A 22,161-nucleotide genomic window follows, 5' to 3' on the forward strand; every position below is an offset into this window, starting at 1 on the left:
CTGACATGTCAGCATTGGAAATTCGTGAGGTCCGCAAGGACTTCGGCAGCACCCGGGTGCTCAAGGACGTCAGCCTGGCCATCGATTCCGGCGAGTTCCTGATCCTGGTGGGTCCCTCGGGGTGCGGCAAATCGACCCTGATGAACGCCATCGCCGGCCTCGAACCGGTCACCGGTGGGGAGATCCTGATCGCCGGCGAGGACGTCACCTGGCGCACGCCGGCAGAACGCGATATCGCCATGGTCTTCCAGTCCTATGCGCTCTACCCGAGCATGACAGTACGCCAGAACATCGCCTTCGGTCTGGAGATGCGCAAGGTGCCCAAGGCCGAACGCGAGGCGGCGGTGGAGCGCGTTGCCGATCTGCTGCAGATCTCGCATCTACTGGAGCGCAAGCCGGCCCAGCTCTCCGGTGGGCAGCGCCAGCGAGTGGCCATGGGTCGTGCGCTGGCCCGCGAGCCCAAGATCTACCTGTTCGACGAGCCACTCTCCAACCTCGACGCCAAGCTACGCGTGGAGATGCGCACCGAGATCAAGAAGCTGCATCAGCGCCTGGGCACCACCATCGTCTATGTCACCCACGACCAGATCGAGGCCATGACGCTCGCCGACAGCATCGCGGTAATGCGCGATGGCCGGATTCTCCAGCTCGGTACCCCCGATGAGGTCTACAACGATCCGGTAGACATCTTCGTGGCCGGCTTCATGGGCTCGCCGTCGATGAACTTTATCGCCGCGACGCTCGAGGGCATGGCCGGCGATTATCGGCTACGTATCGCGACTCCCGGGGCGGAGGACCTGACCCTGCCCTGGCCGGCATCCCGTGAGCAGCCGGAACTGGCCGAGTGGGCGGGGCAGCCGGTGGTGCTGGGCCTGCGGCCCGAGCATTTCAGCGAAGAGGACGAGCGCCTCGGCGAGCAGGCCGAAGGCACCCTGTTCTCGGCGCCGGTCACGGTCGTCGAGCCCACCGGGGCCGATATCCTGCTGCGCTTGCCGCTGGGTGAGCAAGAGGTGACGGCTCGGGTCGGTCCCAAGTGCCGGGTGGGGGCGGGCGAGCACCTGGCGCTGCGCATCGACATGGGGCGGGCGGTGCTGTTCGATCCGCACAGCGAACAGCGCCTGGCATGAGCCAGGGGCTGGCTCCACTGCCGGCCGGCGTTCCGCCCGGGCTCAACGCACCGTGATCACCGTGCACTTGGCACTGTGCGTGACCTTGTGCGAGACGCTGCCTACCACCAACCCGGCGAGGTCGCCGAGGCCACGGCTGCCGAGTACGATGGCGTCGACGCCGAGCTGTTCGGCTTGACTCAGGATCGTGCGTGCCGGCTCGCCCTGGTCGAGGTGGGTCTCGACCTGGCTGACGCCCAACTCCTGGGCGTTGGCCCTGGCCTTGTCGATGACCTGCCTGCCGGCTTTCTGGATATCTTCCTCGTTGGCCTCGAGGGGAATGGCGCCGATGCCCCAGACCAGCGTGGTTTCGTGGGCCAGGGACTCGGGAATATGCAGGATGTGCAGCTTGGTATCGCCATTCTTGGCCAGTTCGCAGGCCACGTGCAGTGCCTTCCTGGCATTTTCCGAACCGTCGACGGCTATCAATAGCGAATTGAACATGGCGCGATCTCCCGTGCGGTGAGCTGATGGCTGCTTGGCTATCACTCCCCAGCCTAGACGATCATTGCCGGCTTGACTTGATCAAGGTCAAGCCCGGCGTTACTGACGACCGTTCTCGCCCTGGTCCAGGCGTCGCAACTGCTGCCAGAGTTCGCGACGCAGGTCGCCGATGCGTGGGGCTTCGCCGTCGTCGAAGGGCAGCGGCCGGGTCAGGCGCAGCGTGCGCAGGCCCAGGCGCGCGCTCAGCAGCCCCACGCCGAGTCCTTGACCGGCACGCGTCGATAGCTTGCCGGCCAGGTTCATCGACAGCAGTTCCATGCTGGCCTCACTGGCCATTTCGCTGGCGCCGGCAAAGGCCATGTTGTAGAGCACGGCGCGAAACAGTCGCAAGCGGCTGGCGTAGCCCAGTTCGAGGCCATAGAGCCGTGCCAGGCGGTCGACCAGCGCCAGGTTGCGCCACGCCACCAACGCCATGTCGACCAGGGTCAGAGGGCTCACCGCGACCATGATGGCGGTATCGCCGGACATCCGCGAAATCAGGCGGCGGGCCTCGCGGTCGCGCGGGGCCAACAGGTGGTGGGCAAGCAATACCCGTGTCTCGGCGCCGCCATGATGGGATTCCCAGGCCTTGAGGAACCCCTGCCAGTGAGGGTGGTCGTCATCCAGGTCGAGTTGTTCGCGGAGCTGTTCGGCGAGCCGGCGAGCCGCTTGTGGGGACTCGACATCGAGCCGTTCGAGGCGCTCGCGCAGCGTCACGTGACGACGCAGGCGCCTGAGTCGCCACAATTCGCGCAACAGGGCCGAGCCCCCCAGGCCAAGCGCCAGCAGGCCGAGCAGGCTCCAGGCACCGTTCAGCCAGTCGTTGCCCAGCGAGGCGGCATATAGTGTCTGGCCGACTTCCACGCTGCCCAGCGCCAGGCCGCCGCCGAGCAGCGTCAGCAGCCCCCAGCGGCGCTTGCGTGGACGCGCCAGGCTGTTGCTGACCACGGCCTCGGTCCGCTCGACAGTGTCGCTGACGGGCAGCGGGCGGGAAGCATGCTCCGGGTCGAAGGTCTCGGTGGGGCGCGGGTCGCGGAGCGGGGGGCCAGGCTCGTCCCGGTCGTCGAGGCGAAACCGCTGGCCGGGGCGCGGGTCGTGCTGTCGTGCTTCACTCATTGCAACTTGTCTCCGAGCAGCCACTCCAGGGCCACATCCAAGCGGATATGGGCCAGGGTACCATTCTCGCGCGGTGCCGGGCGGAAGGCACGAAAGTCGAAACCCTGGCGTGACCAGAATGTCGCATCGGGCAGTCGTGCCGGCACTTCGCCGGGAAACACCAGTACCTCTTCGCCATCGAGGGTAGTGCCGCGCAGCGCCGCGGTGCGCTTGCCCTGATGTTCGACCTCGCGGGCCTGGGTGGCGCGTATCGAAGCCAGTGACATCGCGCGCACCGGGACAGCGGCGAAGCGCAGGTCCCGAAGCGGCTCGGCCAACAGGGCTTCGAGCAGGGCGACCAGGTTGGCGTGCTGCTCGGGCGTCACATGATCGGCCTTGGTGGCGGCAATGGCCAGGCGATCGATGCGCGGCGAGAACAGCCGGGACAGCAGGCTGCGCTTGCCATAGTCGAAGCTCTTCATCAGGGTGCCGAGCGCCCGGGACAGATCCTCGAAGCGCTCGGGACCGGCATTCAGGGCCCCCAGCACGTCGACCAGCACGATCTGGCGATCGAAGCGCCGGAAATGGTCGCGATAGAAGGGTTTGACGATATGCTGCTGGTAGTGGGCAAAGCGCCTGACCAGGGTCTGGTAGACGCTATCCTCGGGCAGCTTGGCGAGCGTGGCGCGATCGCGGTCGCCAAGCCCCGGCAGCGGAAAGAACTGCAGTACCGGGGCGCCTTCGAGATCGCCGGGCAGCAGGAAACGCCCCGGTTGCAGGTCGGAAAAGCCGGCGGCACGGGCGGCACGCAGCCCTTGGGCATAGCGTTCGGCGATGGCGGCGAGCTGCGCTTCGTCGGCACTGGCGGCGGGGTCGAGAGTCGACACGGCATCGAGCCAGTCGGCGAACAGCGCGTGGCGCTCGCCTTGGCGTCGAGCATCGGGGTCGAACGGCTGGCTCTCGCTCCAGCTCAGATAGTCGTGGCCCAGCAGCGGCAGGTCGAGCAGCCATTCGCCGGGATAATCGAACAGGTCCAGGGTGAGGGTCGCGGTATCACGCTGGAACAGCCCGGAGCGGGCCGGCCGGTAGCGCAGCGTCAACCGCAGTTCACTGATGCCGCGGGTCGGTTCGGGCCAGCGTGGCGGGGTCGCGTCGAGCGCCTCCATGGCCTGGTCATAAGGGAAGCGCGGCACGCCGAGATCCTGCTGCGCCATGCGCTTGGCCCCCAGCAAGCGTCCCTCGCGCGCGGCGGGCAGCAGATCGAGGCGGGCTTCCAGGCCGACGTGGCGGAGTTGGTAGACCAGCGAGGTCAGAAAGGCGGTCTTGCCGGAATTCGACAGGCCGGTGACCGCCAGGCGCAACTGGCGGTCGCGACCACGTTCGAGCAGGTCGTTGAGTTCGCGGGCCAGAGACTGGCGCATGGCTGACGATTCCCTTCGCAATACGATCAGCCACTAATGTGCGGGCGTTGCCGGCGTCTGGCAAGTCGCTGCCAGGTGAGAGCCAGCAGCGGGAGCAGCGACAGCGGAATCAACAGGGCGTTGAGCATGGCCCAGCCGAGTCCGCTGACCAGGGGGCCGGCCAACAGGGCGGTCAGGGCCACGGTGGAGAACACCAGGAACTCGTTGGCGGCCTGGGTGCGAGCCTTCTCGGCCGGACGATAGGTCTCGGTGAGCAGGCCGGTGGCGGGCAGGAAAGTGAAATTCCAGCCCAGCCCCAGCAGGATCAGCGCCGTATGGAAGCCATGCACGCCGGCGTCGACCTGGGCCACCATGCCGCTGGCCACCAGCAGCAGGCAACCGAGGGTGATCATGCGACTGGGGCCGAAGCGGGCGGTCAGGTGGCCGGTGACGAAGGAAGGCAGGAACATCGCCAGCACATGCCACTGGATGGTGGTTGCCACGAGGTCGAAGTGAAAGCCGGCGCTGGCCATGGCCAGGGGCGTCGACGTCATCGCCAGGTTCATCACGCCATAGCCGACCAGGGCCGCCGTCACGGCGGCGATGAATACCGGTTGGCGCAGGATCTCGCCCAGCGGGCGTGGCGTATCGTCGCCATGGGTGATCTCGGCCGGTGGCAGACGCGTCAGGGCGAGGATCACCAGGGCGACCAGGTAGAGGGCGCCGAGACCCAGAAAGCTGCCGAGGAAGGGCGTCTCCGCCAGTTCGCGGCTGACCCGTGCCAGCCACGGGCCGAAGAACGCCGCCAACACCCCGCCGCCCATCACCAGGCCGATGGCGCGATCGCGCAGCGCCAGGGGCGCGGCTTCCACGGCGGCGAAGCGGTAGAGCTGGCCGAAGCCGATGCCGATGCCGATCAGCCAGGTGCCGAGCATGAAGAGGAAGAAGTTCTCGCCGATCAGCGCCTGCATGGCGGTACCGACGCCGACCAGTCCCAGCAGGTTGCCGAGCAGGAAGCCACGCTTGCGTCCCAGCCGTGCCATGATCAACGAGGCCGGGATGGTCGCGCACATCAGCCCCAGCCACTGGGTCGCCACCGGGGCGGTGGACCAGGTCGCGCTGGGGGCGAGGTTCGAGCCGATCAATGGCGAAACGGCGATCAGCAGAATGTTGCCGCTGACCAGCAGGGCCTGGCAGAGCGACAGTAGGGTGACGGTAAGCGGCATGCGGGGGGTCTCCTAGGCATCCTTGGCGAGTGAGGGGGGAATGTGGTCCGGAAGGCGGCGGCCGAAGCGTTGACGATATAGCGTAGGCGAGACGCCGTAGTGGCGCTGGAAAAGGCGACGCAACTGTTCGGCGCCCCCCAGTTGCCAGCGTCGGGCCAGGCGTTCCAGGGGGAGTGGCTGGGGACTCTCGATCAGTGCCAGCCGGGCCTGCTCCAGGCGCAGGCGGGTCAGGTAGCTGCCGGGAGTGGTCCCCAGCTGGTGGCGGAACAGGCGCGACAGGTGGCGTGGCGAGACGGCGATGTAGTCGGCCATGTCCTCCAGGCGGTATGCCTTGCCGGGATCGGCATGCAGACGGTCCAGCAGCCGTCGCAACGGACCGCTGGCCTTGTGCTGCTGGGCCAGGACTTCGCTGAACTGCGACTGGCCACCGGGCCGGTGCAGGAACATCACCAGTTCGCGGGCCACCCGGCCGGCAAGCTCGCTGCCCTGGTCGGCCTCGAGCAGCGACAGCGCGAGATCGATGCCCGCGGTCACGCCGGCGCTGGTATACAGGCCACCGGATTCCAGGTAGAGGGCATCGGCGAGTACCTCGATTCGCGGGTAATCGTTGGCGAGCTGCTTGCAGTGGCGCCAATGGGTGGTCGCTTGGCGTCCGTCCAGCAGCCCGGCGGCGGCGAGCAGGAAGGCACCGGTACAGATGGAGCCCAGGCGCCGGACGCGCGCGGCCTGGTGACGCAGTGTCTCCAACAGGGCCGGATCCTGGTATTGCGCCCTCACTCCGCTACCCCCGGAGAGCAGCAGCGTATCGAGGGGAGCGAGAGTATCGAGCTCTCGCCAGGCATGCTCGGCTTGCAGGATCAGGCCGCCGTTGGTGGTCACGGGGCCCGGTCGCTCGGCCACCAGATGTAGCCGATAGAGCCGGCGCTCGCTCAGTTGGTTGGCGGTGGCGAAGACCTGCCACGGGCCGCTGACATCCAGCAACTGGCAGTCGGGATAGATCAGCAAGGCAATGGTGCGGGGCATGACACTCTCCTGTGACGATCACTCGAGTGTCGACTGTGGAGGGCGTGTCCGCAACGACCGGTATCCCACCGATCAGGACATTGCGCGAAAAAACGCCCTGCCGGCGGGCAGGGCGTCGCATGGGGGCGTTCGTACGTCAGCCGGCGAAGGCCACGTAGATGGCGATGACCAGAACCACCAGCACGATACCGGCGGGGATGGCCCCCTTCCATGGCGTCAGGTCGACGGCTCCGCTGTCCTCGTGGATCCACGCGGTCTCCCGCGGGCGCAGCTTGCCCATGATCAGCATGATCGCGACCAGCAGCACGAAGACGCTGGCCACGAAGTGGAACTCGTTCATGATCGTCGGCAGCTTGTTGAACGGGGGAACGAAGTAGCCGGCGGCGATCAGCAGGCAGCCGCCGACCAGCGCGATCTTGGCCGCCATGGCGGGCACGCGTTTGGTCAACAAGCCCACCAGCACCACGGCCAGGATGGGAATAAAGTAGATGGCGTTCATCTTCTGCAGATAGCCGAACAGGCTTTCCTGGCCGGCCAACAGCGGGGCGATGGTCATGGTCACCACCGCCATGATCCAGCCGAACACCTTGCCCGACTTGACCACCTGCTCGTCGGTGGCGTTCTTGTTCAGCACTCCCTTGTACAACCCCAGGCTGAAGATGGTGGTGGTACTGTTGAGCGCGGAGTTGAACGAGGACAGGATGGCGCCGACCATCACCGCGGCGAAGAACCCCGTCAGGTAAGGGGGCAACACGTTGAACACCAGATGGCCGTAAGCCGCGTCGGCGCGCACGCCCTGATCGGCATACAGGTGGTAGGCGATGATGCCCGGCAGCACCAGGTACAGCGGCCCCAGCAGTTTGAGAAGACCGGTCAGCAGCACGCCCTTCTGGCCTTCGGCGAGGTTCTTGGCGGCGAAGGTGCGCTGAATGATCTGCTGGTTGGTGGTCCAGTAGAAGAGGTTGATCAGGAACACGCCGGTGAACAGGGTAGAGAAAGGCACCTGCTGATTGGCGCCGCCGATGGAGTTGAGCTTGTCCGGGTCGCTCTGCTTGAGGATCTCCCAGCCGGCCAGCACGCCACCATTGTCGCTGACTGCCTGCAGGCCGAAGTAGACGATCACGAAGCCGCCGATCAACAGGCCCACGCCGTTCAAGGTGTCGGATACGGCGACGGTGCGCAGGCCGCCGAACAGGGCGTAGATCGAGCCGATGATGCCGACGACCCACACCGTCAGCCATAGCAGGAGGGTGCTGGATTGGATGCCGGTGAGTCCCGGCAGGTCGAGCATGCCCTGCAGCCCTATGGCACCGGAATAGAGAATGATCGGCAGCAGGATCACCGCATAGGCGATCAGGAAGATGATGTTACAGATCAGCTGTGTCCCGCCGTCGAAGCGAATCAGCAGCATCTGCGGCACGGTGGTGATGCCGCTTCTCAGAAAGCGTGGCAGGAAGAACAACCCCAGTGCCACGAGTGCGAGTACCGCGACTACCTCCCAGGCCATCACACTCAGGCCGTCGCTGAAGGCAGCGCCATTGAGGCCCACCATCTGCTCGGTGGACAAGTTGGTCATCAACAGCGAGCCGGCGATCACCGGGAAGGTCAGCGCGCGGCCGGCCAGGAAGTAGCCACGGCTACTGCTGTGGTCGTCGCGCCGGGTCATGCGCCAGGTGATCAGTGCCACCAGCCCGGTAAAGAACAGGAACGATGCCAGGGTCAGGGCATGCATGGTGAGAGTCCTTTCAAGGGTGAGGATGGGTTTCGGCCAGTCAGCGGGCCGGAGTTATCCGTAAAATTACTTTAGATGCTGGGAGTCTATTGCGATATTTCGCTTCCTCCATACGCCTTTAGTCGTAATTTCTTGTCCATGAGTGCGAAATATTACTGAGGCATGGTGTGAGGAGGCGGTGGTGATACCAGCCCGAAGAGCTGCACCAGCATAGGGCTGACCGCAATCAAGAACCCCAGCACAGCAATACCGTAGCCTAGCACCTTCCTCCGGGAGTGCTTGGCCAGGGTCAGGCCGATGAGGCAGATCACCAGGCCCAGGAGGTTGAAAAGGTATCTGGCCATTTCCAGCACTTCGTAGATACTCATGCAGGCTCCTTGAAACGCCGGGTGGCGATTGGGGTCGACATCGTCATCGACTACTCTAGGGTATCAAGAGTGGCGATTGTCTCATTGTCACCATCGGAAGCGTTCACCAGGGAGCTGGCAAATTGAGCAAGGTATCCGTACAAGACGTGTTGGCATTCTGGTTCGACGAACTGACGCCGCGGCAATGGTTTGCCAAGGACGAAACCCTGGACCGCGAGATCGCGACACGTTTCTCGTCGTTGCTCGACGCGGCCCGGCATGGCGAACTCTGGCAATGGCGCCTTTCCGCCATGGGGCGGCTGGCCGAGATCCTGGTGCTCGATCAGTTCTCGCGCAATATCCATCGCGACACGCCCGCGGCCTTCGCCCAGGATCCCCAGGCCCTGGCGTTGGCTCAGGAAGCGGTGGCGCACCGCGTCGATCGACACCTCGATGTCACGCACAAGCCATTCCTGTACATGCCCTACATGCACAGCGAGTCGCTGGCGATTCACGACGAGGCGCTGCGATTGTTCGACCAGCCGGGGCTCGAGGAGAACCTGCGCTTCGAGCAGCGGCATCGCGACATCATTGCCCGTTTCGGGCGTTATCCCCATCGCAATGCCATCCTCGGGCGTGAATCGACCCCCGAGGAGATGACATTCTTGCAGGATCCCGGGTCATCGTTCTGAATGACCCGACAATGAGGGAAAAAGAGTCTTTCACCGGCAAAAGGAGAGGCAGAGATGGGCTTGATTCTGTGGTTGATCATTGGTGGTCTGGCGGGCTGGATCGCCGGCAACATCATGCGCGGCGGCGGCTTCGGCATCCTCGGCAACATCGGGGTCGGTATCGTCGGCGCGGTGGTCGGCGGCTTTCTGTTCAGCCTGCTCGGGCTGCAGTCGGGCGGCTTCATCGGCTCGTTGGTGACCGCGACGGTGGGTGCCGTGGTCCTGCTATGGGTAATCGCCAAGATCAGAAGCGGTTGAATGTGACTTAGCCTTGTCAGTAGGTAGGACAACACCGTCCAGCCAAGTGGCTGGGCGGTTTTTTATGGTCGTTAAGGTTGTGATGCGGCTATTGTGAATTTCTCTTTCACACATATGCAGTTTCAATTTGTGCCCCCCGGTTTCGATAGGTCTACGTTGCAGGATGCAAGATCGACGGTTCGCACGGCCTGGGACGTTCCTGAACGTCAGGGAGCCGGAAGCAGTGTCGGCTTGCGGGCTCGTGCGAGTTGGGTTTGGACGACACATCAGCCAACGAGGTGTTGACCATGGCAAACAACCCTCATACGAAGCCGAACAGCGGTGGTCCGAATGACAAGGACTTCAAGACCACCGAGCACAGCAAGTCGGAAAGCCTGAACGTGTACCGCAGCGATGCCGAGGGGCATGACCTGCGGACCAACCAGGGCACGCGAATTTCCGACAACCACAACTCGCTGAAATCCGGCGAGCGTGGCCCGACGCTGATGGAAGACTTCATCTTCCGCGAGAAGCTCAACCATTTCGATAACGAGCGTATCCCCGAGCGCATCGTGCATGCGCGTGGCGCGGCGGCGCACGGTTACTTCCAGCCTTACGACAACGCTGCCCAGTACTCCAAGGCGGGGCTGTTCCAGGACCCGGGCAAGAAGACCCCCGTGTTCGTGCGCTTCTCCACCGTGCAGGGGGCACGTGGTTCGAACGACACCGTGCGCGATGTGCGCGGTTTCGCGACCAAGTTCTATACCGACGAGGGCAACTGGGACCTGGTCGGCAACAACCTGCCGGTGTTCTTCATCCAGGATGCGATCAAGTTCCCCGATTTCGTGCATTCGGTGAAGCCCGAGCCGCACAATGAGATTCCCCAGGGGCAATCCGCCCACGACACCTTCTGGGATTTCGTGTCGCTGATGCCGGAGTCCACGCACATGGTGCTGTGGACGATGTCCGATCGCGCCTTCCCGCGCCATTTCCGCAATATGGAAGGTTTCGGTGTGCATAGCTTCCGGCTGATCGACAAGCAGGGCAAGGCGCGCTTCGCCAAGTTCCACTGGAAGCCGGTGGCGGGCACCTGCTCGCTGGTGTGGGACGAGGCCCAGAAGCTGTGGGGGCGTGACCCTGACTTCAACCGCCGGGCGATGTGGGACGACATCGAGAAGGGCGACTTTCTCGAGTACGAGTTGGGCATCCAGGTGGTCGAGGAGGAGGACGAGCACAAGTTCGACTTCGACATTCTCGATCCGACCAAGATCATTCCCGAGGAGCAGGTGCCGGTCACGCTGATCGGCAAGATGGTGCTCGATCGCAACCCGGACAACTTCTTCGCCGAGACCGAGCAGGTAGCCTTCAATCCGGCGAATGTCGTGCCGGGGATCGATTTCAGCAATGACCCGTTGCTGCAGGGGCGGTTGTTCTCGTATCTCGATACCCAGATGCTGCGCCTGGGCGGGCCGAACTTCCACGAGATCCCCATCAACCAGCCGGTATGCCCGTTCCACAACAACCAGCGCGACTCCATGCATCGCCAGACGATCAACAAGGGCCAGGCCTCCTACGAGCCCAATTCGATCGACGGCGGTTGGCCGAGCGAGACGCCGCCGGCGCCGGAAGACGGTGGCTTCGAGTCCCATTACGAGCGCATCGAGGCCAACAAGATTCGCGCGCGCAGCGAATCGTTCGGCGATCACTATTCCCAGGCCACACTGTTCTGGAACAGCCAGAGCGAGGCGGAGAAGGAGCATATCATCGCGGCCTACGCCTTCGAGCTGTCCAAGGTCGGTCGGCCGTGGATCCGCGAGCGGGTGATCAAGGAAATCCTGCCCAATATCGATCTCGAGCTGGCGCGCCGGGTCGGCGAGATCCACGGCATCGAAGCGCCGAGCAGCAAGCCGGCGTCGGCCGACGAACTGGGCAGGAGTTCACTGCAGGAATCCCCGGCCCTGAGCCTGATGGCGCGTCTGCCGGGCAATATCAAGAGTCGCAAGGTGGCGATTCTGGTGGCCGATGGTGTCGATATCGATGCTGTCGAAGCCGCCAGGAACAAGCTCGAGGCCGAGGGAGCCGAGGGATTGGTCATCGCACCGAGCATGGCGTCGGTGAAAGGAGCCAACGGCCAGTCCCTCGCCCCCGATGCGATGCTCAATGGCCAGCCTTCGGTGACCCTGGATGCGGTGATCGTCGCCGGTGGTGAACAGAGCGCCAGGGAGCTCGCCCAGTCCGGCATGGGCCGGTATTACGTGGCAGGAGGCCTACAAGCACCTCAAGGTGATCGCCGCGATCGACAAGGGCCAGGAGGTGCTGTCCGCCGCCGAGGTGCCGACTCAGGAGGAGGGTGTCATCGTCGGCGCCACGGTGGACGATGTCTTCACGTCGTTCAGCGAGGCGTTGGGCAAGCACCGTGTCTGGTCGCGTGATGCGAAGGCCAGTGCCATGCCGGCCTGACAGTGCCCGGACCGGCAAACGAAAGGCGCCCCGCTGTCGATCACGACAGCGGGGCGCTTTCCGGTCCGGGGCGCGGGAGCGCTATCAGGCCGTGGCAGAGGCCTTGTTGCCGACCAGTTCCTTGAGGGAGTCTTCGATGATGGCAAGGCCCTCTTCGAGTATCTCGTCCTCTATGGTGACTGGCATCAGGAAGCGGATGGAGTTGCCGTACATACCGCAGGAGAGCAGGACCAGGCCCTTCTCGCGGGCCTTCTTGCACAGTGCTGCGGTCAGATCGGCGTCCGGGGTGTGGTTGGCCTTGTCGGAGACCAGATCGAAGGCGGCCATGGCACCCATATTGCGGGCGTTGTCGACGCAGTCGAACTGCTGCTGCCAGGTGGCGAAGCGCTTGGCCAGCTTGTCGCCCAGCGTCTGGCTTTTCTCGAGGATGCCTTCCTCCTCGAAGACCTCGAGTACCGCCAGCGCAGCGGCACAGGAGACCGGGCTACCGGTGTAGGTGCCACCCAGCGAGTTGCCGCCGGAGGCGTCCATGTGCTTGTCGGTACCCACGACAGCCGAGATCGGCATGCCGTCCGCCATGCTCTTGGCCATGGTCATGATATCCGGCTCCACGCCGCTATGCTCGATCGCGAACATCTTGCCGGTGCGGCCGAAGCCGCTCTGTACTTCATCCACGATCATCAGCATGCCGTGCTCATCGCAGATCTCGCGAATCGCTTTCAGGAAGCTCGCCGGCGCGGGATAGAAGCCGCCCTCACCGAGTACCGGCTCGAGAACGATCGCGGCGGTATCCTTGGGATTGGCATCGGTTTTCAAGGCCATCTTCAGGCCGCGCAGGGCTTCGTCCTCGCTGACGCCGTGATACGGCACCGGATAGGGCGCGCGGAACACCGTGCCCGGCATGGGGCCAAAATCGGTCTGGTAGGGACTGACCTTGCCGTTCATCGCCATGGTCATGAAGGTGCGGCCGTGGTAGCCGCCATCGAAACAGATCACGTTGGTCTTGCCGGTCGCGGCCCGCGCAACCTTGACCGCATTTTCCAGGGCTTCGGCACCGGAGTTGGCCAGCATGACCTTGGCATGGCCACGCACCGGGACGATCTGGCTAAGCTTTTCAGCTACTTTCACGTAGCCCTCGTAGGGCATCACCGTCTGACAGGTGTGCATCACCTTGTCGAGCTGAGCCTTGACCGCGTCGACCACCTTGGGATGGCAATGCCCGATATTGAGCACGCCGATACCGCCGGCGAAGTCGATGAAGCGCTTGCCGTCGGCATCCCAGATCTCGGCGTTCTTGGCACGCGCGGCAAAGTGGGTGGCGGGGCTTGCCGCACCGCTGGCCACATAGCGCTGCTTGAGTTCGTTGAGTTCAGCATTAGTCATGACGTTGCTCCTGTCGAATAGGCGATTGGCACTCAGAGGCCACCGACACACACGTATTTTAGTTCAGTGAAATCGTCCAGTCCGTGATGCGACCCCTCGCGTCCCAGGCCGGACTCCTTGACGCCACCGAAGGGCGCCAGTTCGGTGGACAGGATCCCCTCGTTGACGGCCACCATGCCATATTCCAGCCCCTCCATGACATGCCAGATGCGCCGGTAGTCACGGGCATAGAAGTAGGCCGCCAGCCCGAATTCGGTGGCGTTGGCCATGGCGATGGCCTCCGCGTCGGTATCGAACCGGAACACCGGCGCCAGCGGGCCGAAGGTCTCGTCCGTGGCCACGCGCATGTCGGGTGTGACATCGGCGAGCACCGTGGGTTGGAAGAAGGTGCCGCCCAGGGCGTGGGGTTCACCACCGCATACCAGTCGCGCGCCCTTGCCCAGGGCATCGTGGATGTGTGCTTGCACCTTGTCCACCGCGGCCGCATTGATCAGTGGCCCTTGGACCACGTCATTTTCCAGGCCGTTGCCGACCTTGAGTTCGACGACGCGGGCGGCCAATTTCTCCACGAAAGCGTCGTAGACACTGGCCTGGACCAGAAAGCGGTTGGTGCACACGCAGGTCTGGCCGGAGTTGCGGAACTTGGAAGCGATGGCGCCTTCCACGGCAGCGTCGAGGTCGGCATCATCGAAGACGATGAAGGGCGCATTGCCCCCCAGTTCCATGGCGGCCTTCTTGACGGTGCCGGCACACTGGGCGAGCAGCTTCTTGCCCACCGGGGTAGAACCGGTGAAGGACACCTTGCGCACGCGGGGGTCGGTGGTCAGTACCTCACCGATCGCGGCGGGCTGGGCGGCTGTGACGACATTCAACACACCGGCCGGCAGGCCAACGTCGTCGGCCAGCTTGGCCAGTGCCAGGGCGGTGAGCGGCGTGGCTTCGGCGGGCTTGATCACCACCGGGCAGCCGGCCGCCAGCGCCGGGGCGCACTTGCGAGTGATCATGGCCAGCGGGAAGTTCCAGGGGGTGATGGCGGCGACCACGCCGATCGGTTCGCGAAACACCAGGATACGCTTGTCCACCCCATGGCTGGGCAGGGTCTCGCCGGCCATGCACTTGGCCTGTTCGGCATAGAATTCCACGAAGGCCGCCCCATAGGCGACCTCGCCACGCGACTCGGCGAGCGGCTTGCCCTGCTCCAGGGTCATCAGGTGGGCCAGCTCTTCCTGATGAGCCATGATGGCGTCGAACCAGGCGCGCAGCAGACGCGAACGCTCCTTGACCGGACGCTTGCGCCAGGCCGGCCAGGCGGCCTCGGCGGCGGCGATGGCCTCGCGGGCGTCGTCGGCTCCCAGGTCGGGTACTTCGGCGAGCACCTCGCCGCTGGCAGGATTGGTAACGGCGAATTGCCGGGCGCCAGAGCGCCATTGGCCGTCGATATAGGCTTTGGGAATCAACAGGTCGGGAAGTGTCGACATGGCGCTCTCCTGATATCAAGGTGCAAGCAACATAGGCTCGTGGCTATCATGTTTAACGCAGTGTGCAATATTTAAAACGCTTCGCCAAGCCCTTTGTCAGCTCGCTTGTCATGCCGGAGTAAGACAACGATGCTGGTCGTGATGACGCACAGAGCATCGGCGTGGCCGTTGGTTTCCGCTACACTAAGGCGCCGATTCTAGAGTCACGAGGTGAGCTTTGGTCGATCCCCTGAATGCCTGGTGGGCCCAGCAACTGGTCTTGTGCGATTGGGCCTTCGAGCCTGATCCGACTGCCGTAGAAGCAGAGCTGGCGGCTGCGCGCCTGCTCGAGCTGGGTGTTATCGACCGGGGTGAGTTGGGCTGGCGGCTGGTGGAAGCCTTGCCGTCGGGGCCGGGCGAGCCGCTGCGTCAACTGTCGGCGCTGGAGTTCCTGGCCCTTGCCGCGGCAGCCGGTTGGATGCCACTGGCGCAGGCGCAGGCCTGGGTGCGGCGTTTGGCCATGGACATCACGGCGCACTACGGCCAGCTCGATGATTGGCTGAAGGCGCTGTTGCAGGCGCGTGGCCAGGAAGGCTGGGTGCGTGGCGACGATGGTTTCTACGAGGCCTGCGAGGCCTTGGCCGTGCTGGAACACGATGGCGAGGGAATTACCTGGGAGGTACTGACCGATCACTTGACCCAGCGGCGCGAGCCCGCGACGTTATGGCCCGAAGGCGAAGGGCGCGATTTGTGGCGCCTGAGAGCGGCCTTCGCGCCGGTACTGACAGCGTCCATGGACGAATCTCGGGACTGGCCGGGGGTGGATGATTGGCTGGAAGAGGTCTGGCAGGTGCACGATCGCGAGGAGTTGATCCGTGTGATGCTGTGGTTGGCCGGACAAGGTGATCGCTATGGCTGGGACCTGGATGCTGCACGCCTGCTCGACCAGGACGGTGAGGCACGTCAGGAGTGGCTGGCCTCGCTGGGCAGCGCTGAGCCCTATGGCCGCGTAATGCTGGCCTTTCTGAACCGGGGCGAACCGCTGGAATGGGGGGGCTGGGACTGGCTGCGACTGATCGACCTGGCCTATGCCGGCCGTTGCCGGGATTGGCTGTCCGACGACGAAGCGGTGGCCTTCGCCGCTCATGCCGCGGACCTGATCGCACGCCGTTACAGCGACTGGGTAGCGCTGGTGCATGCCTACCAGCGTGGGCGCAGCCTGTTCGAAGGCCGCGATGGCATGGCCCGTGTCAGCCGCGACTGGGCGCTATTGCTGCACTCGCCGGCCAGCCCGTGGCACAAGCCCTTGCCGGCGGTGATCCACGAGGGCGATCGGCTGGCCGCTCAGAGCGCCATCCGTGCCTGGCGTGGTGATGCGCGTCAGTGGCTGTTGTCGTTGGCCGCGATACGTGAACCGGATCTGCTCTATCGTCAGGGCCCCCCCTCCGCCATCGCTGCGACGCGGCGCGAGGATGCCCAACGTTACCTGCGCGAAACCTTGGGCCTGTACCCCGACGACGGGATTGCCGGGCTGTCACGATACTGGTTACCCGCCCAGGCACATCACCTTAATCAACTCGCGGCGGATGCCAGTCACGAGGCATTGCCGTCGCTTACCACGCCCTTCGGACAGCCCGCCGACGAGGCGGTGGCACAGCGGGATAACCTCAAGCGCTGTAGCCGCCATGCGGCGACCATCCACATGGCCGAGAAGTATGCCTTCTATCTGCAGATGGCCATGGACAGTGGCGACTTCGATGCCGAGGGTTTGACGCGCCTGGCCGAATCGCTGCGCGGCGTGCTGTGTCGCTTCTATTCCGGTCCGCGCCGGCTGCTCGATGCCTGGGCGAGCTGGGAACAGGCCCTGCCGGAGGACGGACAAACGCCGCTGATATATGAGATCCGCTGGCATCGCGACGATCCCGGTAGCCCCTTCCACTGGTTGGATTGGCGTCCCGGCGCCTGGCAGGAGCCAGGGCCACGCTTGACGCTGACGCGTTTTACGGCGTTATCGCTGGTCGGGCCCTTGAATGCCGGTGCCTGGAGCGAACCGCTGCGCGAAAGTGAGCGTGAGGGCGACGCGATCCTTGAATGGATCGATGGACACTACGGTCTGCACCGCGCGGAAGAACTACGTGAATTCCTGACGTTTCTGCTCGAGGCTGGCGATCGTCAGGAATACCAGATCAACTATGCCCCCTATACCCTCAACACGGCGCGTCTGGAGGCGGAGATCGCCATCCTCGAATCCGGCGAGTGTGACGAGGAAGAGCGCAATCACCTGCTGCGCCTCGAGCGAGTCCGCGATAATGACGCCGGCTGCAACGAGGTCGACATGACCGCCTGGGATGTGGCCCAGACCGTCGACCTGGCGATCGCCGGTCGTCAGTTGGGGTGGCTGAACGAGGCGCGGTTCGCGGCCATTCTGGATGAGGCCCTGGCATTGGCCGAAGCGCATTATTCGGGTTGGCAGGAGTATGCCCGGGGCCTGTATGCCGGTTTTGCCTTCTTCATGGGAGAAACCGAGGAGCGCGAGTCCTATCTGAGGAGTTTTCGTGAGGCGCTGGTGGCCTGGATCACCGGCGCGCCACCCCTGGCCGGGGCCTGGGCGAGCCTCGACTTTCCCGGCGCTCGACCGCGGCACTGGGCACCGTTGCATATCGATACCTTGCCCGGCGATGCCCGAACGCTTCATTAGTGATCGCCAGATCTCGCCAAACACGATCAAGATGGATTATATTCTACGCCGGAATGACAAGGCTCTGCCTGTCGAGAGCCGATGATGAATCGTCGACAGGCCGTTATGGCAGTGGTACGGGGAAGGCAAGACGTGGGTCGCCCATGCCTTCACGCATCACTGCCACAGCGACAACCCCTTTATCCGCAGCGAGTTCGGCTGGCTGCGCGGAATGGGGGCGGTTCAAGGATTGCGAACGAGGTCGCCATGAAGATGGTCGCCATGACACTGGTAGCCAGCGGACTGCGTGTTGCAGGAGTGTGCGTGGTACTGGCTGTTGTCGCCGGCTGTGCTGGCCCCTCTCGGAACGACGATCAAGACTCCGCCGAATACTTCAGTAGGGCTATGCCTGGTCTCGATGGCCAGTTGTCGATGTCGCCGGTGGATAATCCCCTACACGAGATGAGCAGCTTCCAGCGCCCGTCATCGACGCTGGTTCGTCAGGCGCTACTGGCCGAGCACGAGCGTTGGGTCGGCACCCCGTATCGCCTGGGAGGCGAGGGCGCCTCGGGCATCGATTGTTCCGCACTGGTACAGAATATCTTCAATGAACGCTTTCGCATCGACCTGCCGCGTTCCACCGAAGGACAGGTGTTGCAGGGCAGTCGCATCGACCGTAGCGAGCTGAAGGCCGGCGACCTGGTGTTCTTTCGTCCGCCGGGACCCTACCGGCATGTCGGCGTCTATGTCGGCAATGGCTATTTCCTGCACGCCTCCACCTCACAGGGCGTGATTCTCTCCGAGCTGGATAACGTCTATTGGCAGCGCTACTACTGGCAGGCGCGCCGTCCCATGGATCAGACCCAACTGGCACAGCGGGTCGCCTGGCTGTCGGGAAGCTGAAGCGCCCCGCTATAGCGTTTCACGATGCGCCAGCACGAACAGGTCCTGACCGCTCACAACGTCACTTCTTAGGTTAGGCGCTATCCAGGCAAGCTGTTATCCGCTTTTCTTCAGGCCACCGGCTTCGTCGCCCCACACCTCCTCAAGGCGCTCCTTGCGACCGCAGGCCGACTTGTAGAAGCGGTAGCGCAACGGGTTCTCCTGGTAGTAGTTCTGGTGATAGTCCTCGGCGGGGTAGAAGGCGTCGAAGGCCTCGATCTGGGTGGCAATGTCGCGCTCGAAACGCTCGGCAAGCTCATCGCGGGTGGCTTTGGCCTGGGCACGCTCTTCCTCGTTGCGATAGAAGATGGCACTGCGATAGGATTCACCCGCGTCGCAGAACTGACGATCTTCGGCGAAGGGGTCGATATTGCGCCAGAAGACATACAGCAGTTCGGTGTAGTCGACCTGCTTCGGGTCGTATTCGATTTTCACCACTTCGGCATGGCCGGTACCACCCGCACTGACCTGATCATAGGTGGGGTTGTCGACGTCGCCACCGGTGTAGCCCGAGGTGGTGGAGATCACGCCTTCCACCGGGTCGAAAGCCTCTTCCATGCACCAGAAACAACCACCGGCGAAGTACGCTTCCTGCGTCTCTGTGTCACTCGTCGGGTCCGCAGCATGACTCACCGCGGCGGTGAGCAGCAACGCGATGCACAGCGGCATCAGCCGGGCGAATCGTGAGCCGGACTGGGACATGTCGATTACCTTGTTCGCTTTGTAGGGGAATGTCGTGAAAACATGAAACATTGTAATGTTTGGATGATAGCACGGGGCATAGGTTCCACGGCCAATGCCGTGTAAGGATCGCCGTCGCGATGTGACTCAAGGAACGGATTCATGCCGGTCAAGGGAGTATCTGTGTTGAAACGCCAACGTCTCGTCATCATTGCCATCATCGCCGTGGTGGTCGCGGTATTCTTCGCCAGCGGAGCCAACGAGGCCCTGACGCTGGACAATCTCAAGGCCGAGCAGACACGCTTCCAGGCCTGGCTCGCCGAGGATCCGCTCACCGTGGGCGGTGGGTTCTTCGTGATCTATGTGGTGATGGCGGCCCTGTCGCTACCGGGGGCGACGCTGTTGACGGTGCTGGGCGGCGCATTGTTCGGACTCGGCTGGGGGCTTTTGATCATTTCCTTCGCCAGTACCCTGGGCGCCACCCTGGCCTTTCTCATTGCCCGGACCCTGGCGCGAGGTCCCGTCGAGCGGCGCTTCGCTCGACAGCTCGAGAGCGTCAACCGTGGCATCGCCCGGGAGGGCGCCTTTTATCTGTTCACGCTGCGCCTGATTCCGCTGTTTCCATTTTTCGTCATCAACCTGGTGTTGGGGCTGACCCGCATGCGTACCTGGACCTTCTACTGGGTCAGCCAGGTGGGCATGCTGCCGGGGACGGCGGTGTACGTGAATGCCGGCCGCGAGCTGGGTCAGCTCGAGTCGCTGGGCGGTATCCTGTCGCCGGGGCTGATCGTCTCCTTCACGTTGATCGGCATCTTTCCGCTGCTGGCCCGGCGCCTGGTGGAGTTCGCCAAACGGCGGCGCCTGGCCCGGGAATATGGCAAACCGGGCGGTTTCGATTATGACATCGTGGTGATCGGTGGCGGTTCGGCGGGGCTGGTGGCGAGTTATATCGGGGCAGCGGTCAAGGCCAGGGTGGCGCTGGTCGAACGCGACAGGATGGGCGGTGATTGCCTGAATACCGGCTGTGTACCGTCCAAGGCATTGATTCGCGCGTCGCGGGTCGCCCAGGAAGTTCGCGATGCCGGGCGTTTCGGCATCGAGGTCGGCAAGCCGCGCATCGATTTCGCTGGCGTGATGGCCCATGTGCACCAGGCGGTGCGCGATGTCGAGCCGCATGACAGTCCCGAGCGTTACCGTGGGCTGGGTGTGGAAGTGGTGCATGGCGAGGCCCGGCTCCTGACCCCTTGGGAAGTGCGAGTCGGCGAACGGGTGCTGACCACCCGGCATGTGATCATCGCGACCGGGGCGCGCCCCCGGATCCCCGCGTTGCCGGGACTCGACGACAGCGAGGTACTGACCTCGGACAACCTGTGGCAGCTCGAGTCACTGCCCGAGCGCCTGGTGGTGCTGGGCGGCGGTCCCATCGGCTGTGAATTGGGACAGAGCTTTGCCAGGCTGGGCAGCCGCGTGACAGTGGTGGAAATGGCCCCGCAATTGCTGCCGCGGGAGGATCACGATATCGCGGCACAGCTTGCCCTGCGATTGGAGAACGAAGGCGTGCAACTGCGGCTGGGCACCCAGGCGCTACGCATCGAACCGGGTCCGAGCCATGGCGACCGCGGCAAGGTGCTGGTAATCGAGCGCGCCGGTGAGCAGGGTGTGGACACCGAACGGCTGGTCTTCGATCGGTTGCTGGTCGCTGTCGGCCGCGAGGCCAACGTTGGTGGTTTCGGCCTCGAGGCGTTGGGGGTATTGCCGCGCGATGACGGGACGCTGGAGGTCGACGAGACACTGCGCAGCCTGCACCCCAATATCTGGGCCTGTGGCGATGTCGCCGGTCCCTTCCAGTTGACCCATGCCAGTGCCCATCAGGCCTGGCATGCCACGGTCAATGCCCTGTTCGGCGAGGTCAAGCGCTTCGCCGTCAATTATCGCAACTTGCCGGCGGTGACCTTTACCGATCCCGAAGTCGCGCGAGTCGGCCTCAACGAACGCGAGGCCAGGCAACAGGGGGTGGAATACGAGCTGACGCGCTACGATTTGAGTGAACTCGATCGCGCCATCGCCGATGGCCGGATCCAGGGCTTCATCAAGGTACTCACGGTGCCTGGCAAGGATCGTATTCTCGGGGTCAGCATCGTCGGCCACGGTGCCGGAGAGTTGCTCGGCGAGTTCACCTTGGCCATGACCCATGGTCTCGGCCTGAACAAGCTGCTGGGCACCATTCATTCCTATCCGACCTTCTCCGAGGCAGCCAAGGCGAGTGCCGGTGTGTGGAAGAACGCCCACAAGCCCGAGCGATTGCTGGGCTGGCTCGAGCGCTATTTCACCTGGCGGCGCCGTGGCGGGCCCATCGACGAGTTGCGCCATAGCTTGCGCGAGCGAGATGACAAGGCGTGATTGCTGCCTGGCGGTGCAGCCCTGGCGTTGGGTGAGAGGAGGCAGTCGTCGTGAGCGTATCGCCACGCCGCATCATGACGTCGGCGATCCAGCATGGAGCGTGAGATTGCCATCGCGGGCGGGAAGCGAACACCAATAGCAACACAGGGCAGCCAGCGCTGCCCTGAGCGGGGTGACCCGGCGAAGCAGGGTTTCCTTCAGTGTTCGACGCCACCTTCGCCGTGCACGTGACCGTGTTCCAGCTCTTCCTGGCTGGCTTCACGCACGTTGGCGATCTCGACATCGAAGTTCAGGGTCTGACCGGCCAGCGGATGGTTGCCATCCACGGTCACGGTGTCGCCTTCGACCTTGGTCACGGTGACCATCAGCGGGCCGCCTTGAGTCTGCGCCTGGAACTGCATGCCCGGCTGGACTTCCTCGACGCCCTGGAAGGCATCGCGGGGAACTTCCTGGACCAACGACGGCTGAGTCTCGCCATAGCCTTCGGCGGGTGCCACGGTGACTTGCAGTTTGTCGCCGCTTTCACGGCCTTCCAGTTCCTTCTCCAGGCCCGGGATGATGTTGCCGGCACCATGGAGGTAAGTTAGCGGTTCGCGACCTTCCGAGCTGTCCAGCACCTCACCTGCATTGTTGGTCAGGGTATAGTGGAACGCGACAACGGAGTTCTGCGCAATTTGCATTGATGAACCTTTCGGTGAGTGCATGTCATCACTATGGTAAC

At 64.0% G+C, this 22,161-nt stretch carries 18 protein-coding genes and 1 pseudogene; 8 read left to right on the plus strand and 11 right to left on the minus strand.

All coding sequences use genetic code 11. From position 1 onward, the window contains the following. Positions 1-5 precede the first annotated feature (5 nt). Positions 6-1,127: an ABC transporter ATP-binding protein gene (locus tag ACFOEV_RS02120; RefSeq protein WP_386771121.1), complete on the plus strand. Its 1,122-nt coding sequence runs from the start codon at positions 6-8 to the stop codon at positions 1,125-1,127. 42 nt (positions 1,128-1,169) lie between these two features. Here the strand turns inward: ACFOEV_RS02120 and ACFOEV_RS02125 are convergent, their stop codons facing one another. The 7 genes from ACFOEV_RS02125 to ACFOEV_RS02155 form a co-directional block, all read right to left on the minus strand. Continuing rightward, on the minus strand, positions 1,170-1,610 hold the full coding sequence (locus ACFOEV_RS02125) for a universal stress protein (protein ID WP_386771123.1): 441 nt from the start codon (positions 1,608-1,610) through the stop codon (positions 1,170-1,172). Positions 1,611-1,709: 99 nt separating this feature from the next. Then, a complete protein-coding gene (locus tag ACFOEV_RS02130; RefSeq protein WP_386771125.1) occupies positions 1,710-2,765 on the minus strand; it encodes a TIGR01620 family protein in 1,056 nt (351 codons plus the stop codon). Then, complete coding sequence (locus tag ACFOEV_RS02135; RefSeq protein ID WP_386771127.1) at positions 2,762-4,165, minus strand: YcjX family GTP-binding protein; 1,404 nt, start codon at positions 4,163-4,165, stop codon at positions 2,762-2,764. The genes ACFOEV_RS02130 and ACFOEV_RS02135 overlap by 4 nt, the downstream gene beginning before the upstream one ends. Positions 4,166-4,191: 26 nt before the next feature. Continuing rightward, positions 4,192-5,370, minus strand: coding sequence for an MFS transporter (locus ACFOEV_RS02140; protein WP_386771129.1), 1,179 nt, complete (start codon positions 5,368-5,370; stop codon positions 4,192-4,194). Between the two features lie 12 nt (positions 5,371-5,382). After that, the gene (locus tag ACFOEV_RS02145; protein ID WP_386771131.1) at positions 5,383-6,393 is read right to left on the minus strand and encodes a GlxA family transcriptional regulator; all 1,011 of its coding nucleotides are present in this window, start codon (positions 6,391-6,393) and stop codon (positions 5,383-5,385) included. A 136-nt stretch (positions 6,394-6,529) separates the two neighbouring features. Next, positions 6,530-8,125: a solute:sodium symporter family transporter gene (locus ACFOEV_RS02150; protein ID WP_386771133.1), complete on the minus strand. Its 1,596-nt coding sequence runs from the start codon at positions 8,123-8,125 to the stop codon at positions 6,530-6,532. A 152-nt stretch (positions 8,126-8,277) separates the two neighbouring features. Next, complete coding sequence (locus ACFOEV_RS02155) at positions 8,278-8,493, minus strand: hypothetical protein (protein WP_386771135.1); 216 nt, start codon at positions 8,491-8,493, stop codon at positions 8,278-8,280. A 122-nt stretch (positions 8,494-8,615) separates the two neighbouring features. Here ACFOEV_RS02155 and ACFOEV_RS02160 point away from each other — a divergent pair, with 122 nt between their 5' ends. From ACFOEV_RS02160 to ACFOEV_RS02175, 4 genes and pseudogenes are all read left to right on the plus strand, one after another. After that, the gene (locus ACFOEV_RS02160) at positions 8,616-9,164 is read left to right on the plus strand and encodes a DUF924 family protein (RefSeq protein ID WP_386771137.1); all 549 of its coding nucleotides are present in this window, start codon (positions 8,616-8,618) and stop codon (positions 9,162-9,164) included. 54 nt (positions 9,165-9,218) lie between these two features. Beyond that, a complete protein-coding gene (locus tag ACFOEV_RS02165) occupies positions 9,219-9,461 on the plus strand; it encodes a GlsB/YeaQ/YmgE family stress response membrane protein (protein ID WP_386771139.1) in 243 nt (80 codons plus the stop codon). 287 nt (positions 9,462-9,748) lie between these two features. Further along, positions 9,749-11,641 (plus strand): annotated as a pseudogene (gene katE, locus ACFOEV_RS02170) (catalase HPII); the annotation flags it as partial. A gap of 112 nt (positions 11,642-11,753) precedes the next feature. Then, a complete protein-coding gene (locus tag ACFOEV_RS02175) occupies positions 11,754-11,900 on the plus strand; it encodes a hypothetical protein (RefSeq protein ID WP_386771141.1) in 147 nt (48 codons plus the stop codon). An 84-nt stretch (positions 11,901-11,984) separates the two neighbouring features. Here the strand turns inward: ACFOEV_RS02175 and gabT are convergent, their stop codons facing one another. Both gabT and ACFOEV_RS02185 read right to left on the minus strand, forming a co-directional pair. After that, a complete protein-coding gene (gene gabT, locus ACFOEV_RS02180; RefSeq protein ID WP_386771143.1) occupies positions 11,985-13,283 on the minus strand; it encodes a 4-aminobutyrate--2-oxoglutarate transaminase in 1,299 nt (432 codons plus the stop codon). 32 nt (positions 13,284-13,315) lie between these two features. After that, positions 13,316-14,761 carry an NAD-dependent succinate-semialdehyde dehydrogenase gene (locus ACFOEV_RS02185; RefSeq protein ID WP_386771145.1) on the minus strand — a complete coding sequence of 482 codons (1,446 nt, stop codon included), beginning with the start codon at positions 14,759-14,761 and terminating at the stop codon, positions 13,316-13,318. 217 nt (positions 14,762-14,978) lie between these two features. On the opposite strand from ACFOEV_RS02185, the gene ACFOEV_RS02190 reads away from it, so the two are divergent. Next, on the plus strand, positions 14,979-17,438 hold the full coding sequence (locus ACFOEV_RS02190; protein ID WP_386771147.1) for a DUF1266 domain-containing protein: 2,460 nt from the start codon (positions 14,979-14,981) through the stop codon (positions 17,436-17,438). 246 nt (positions 17,439-17,684) lie between these two features. Further along, positions 17,685-18,320 carry a C40 family peptidase gene (locus ACFOEV_RS02195; RefSeq protein ID WP_386771149.1) on the plus strand — a complete coding sequence of 212 codons (636 nt, stop codon included), beginning with the start codon at positions 17,685-17,687 and terminating at the stop codon, positions 18,318-18,320. Between the two features lie 96 nt (positions 18,321-18,416). Here ACFOEV_RS02195 and msrA read toward each other — a convergent pair whose 3' ends face one another. Next, positions 18,417-19,061, minus strand: coding sequence for a peptide-methionine (S)-S-oxide reductase MsrA (msrA, locus tag ACFOEV_RS02200; RefSeq protein ID WP_386771151.1), 645 nt, complete (start codon positions 19,059-19,061; stop codon positions 18,417-18,419). Between the two features lie 141 nt (positions 19,062-19,202). Between msrA and ACFOEV_RS02205 the strand changes: the two genes are divergently transcribed. After that, a complete protein-coding gene (locus ACFOEV_RS02205; protein WP_386771153.1) occupies positions 19,203-21,440 on the plus strand; it encodes an FAD-dependent oxidoreductase in 2,238 nt (745 codons plus the stop codon). 197 nt (positions 21,441-21,637) lie between these two features. Here the strand turns inward: ACFOEV_RS02205 and ACFOEV_RS02210 are convergent, their stop codons facing one another. Beyond that, entirely contained in the window at positions 21,638-22,120 is a 483-nt protein-coding gene (locus ACFOEV_RS02210; protein WP_386771155.1) for an FKBP-type peptidyl-prolyl cis-trans isomerase, read from the minus strand. Between the last annotated feature and the right edge of the window lie 41 nt (positions 22,121-22,161).

This window comes from Litchfieldella rifensis, assembly GCF_042646605.1.
GTDB classification, from domain to species: Bacteria; Pseudomonadota; Gammaproteobacteria; order Pseudomonadales; family Halomonadaceae; genus Litchfieldella; species Litchfieldella rifensis.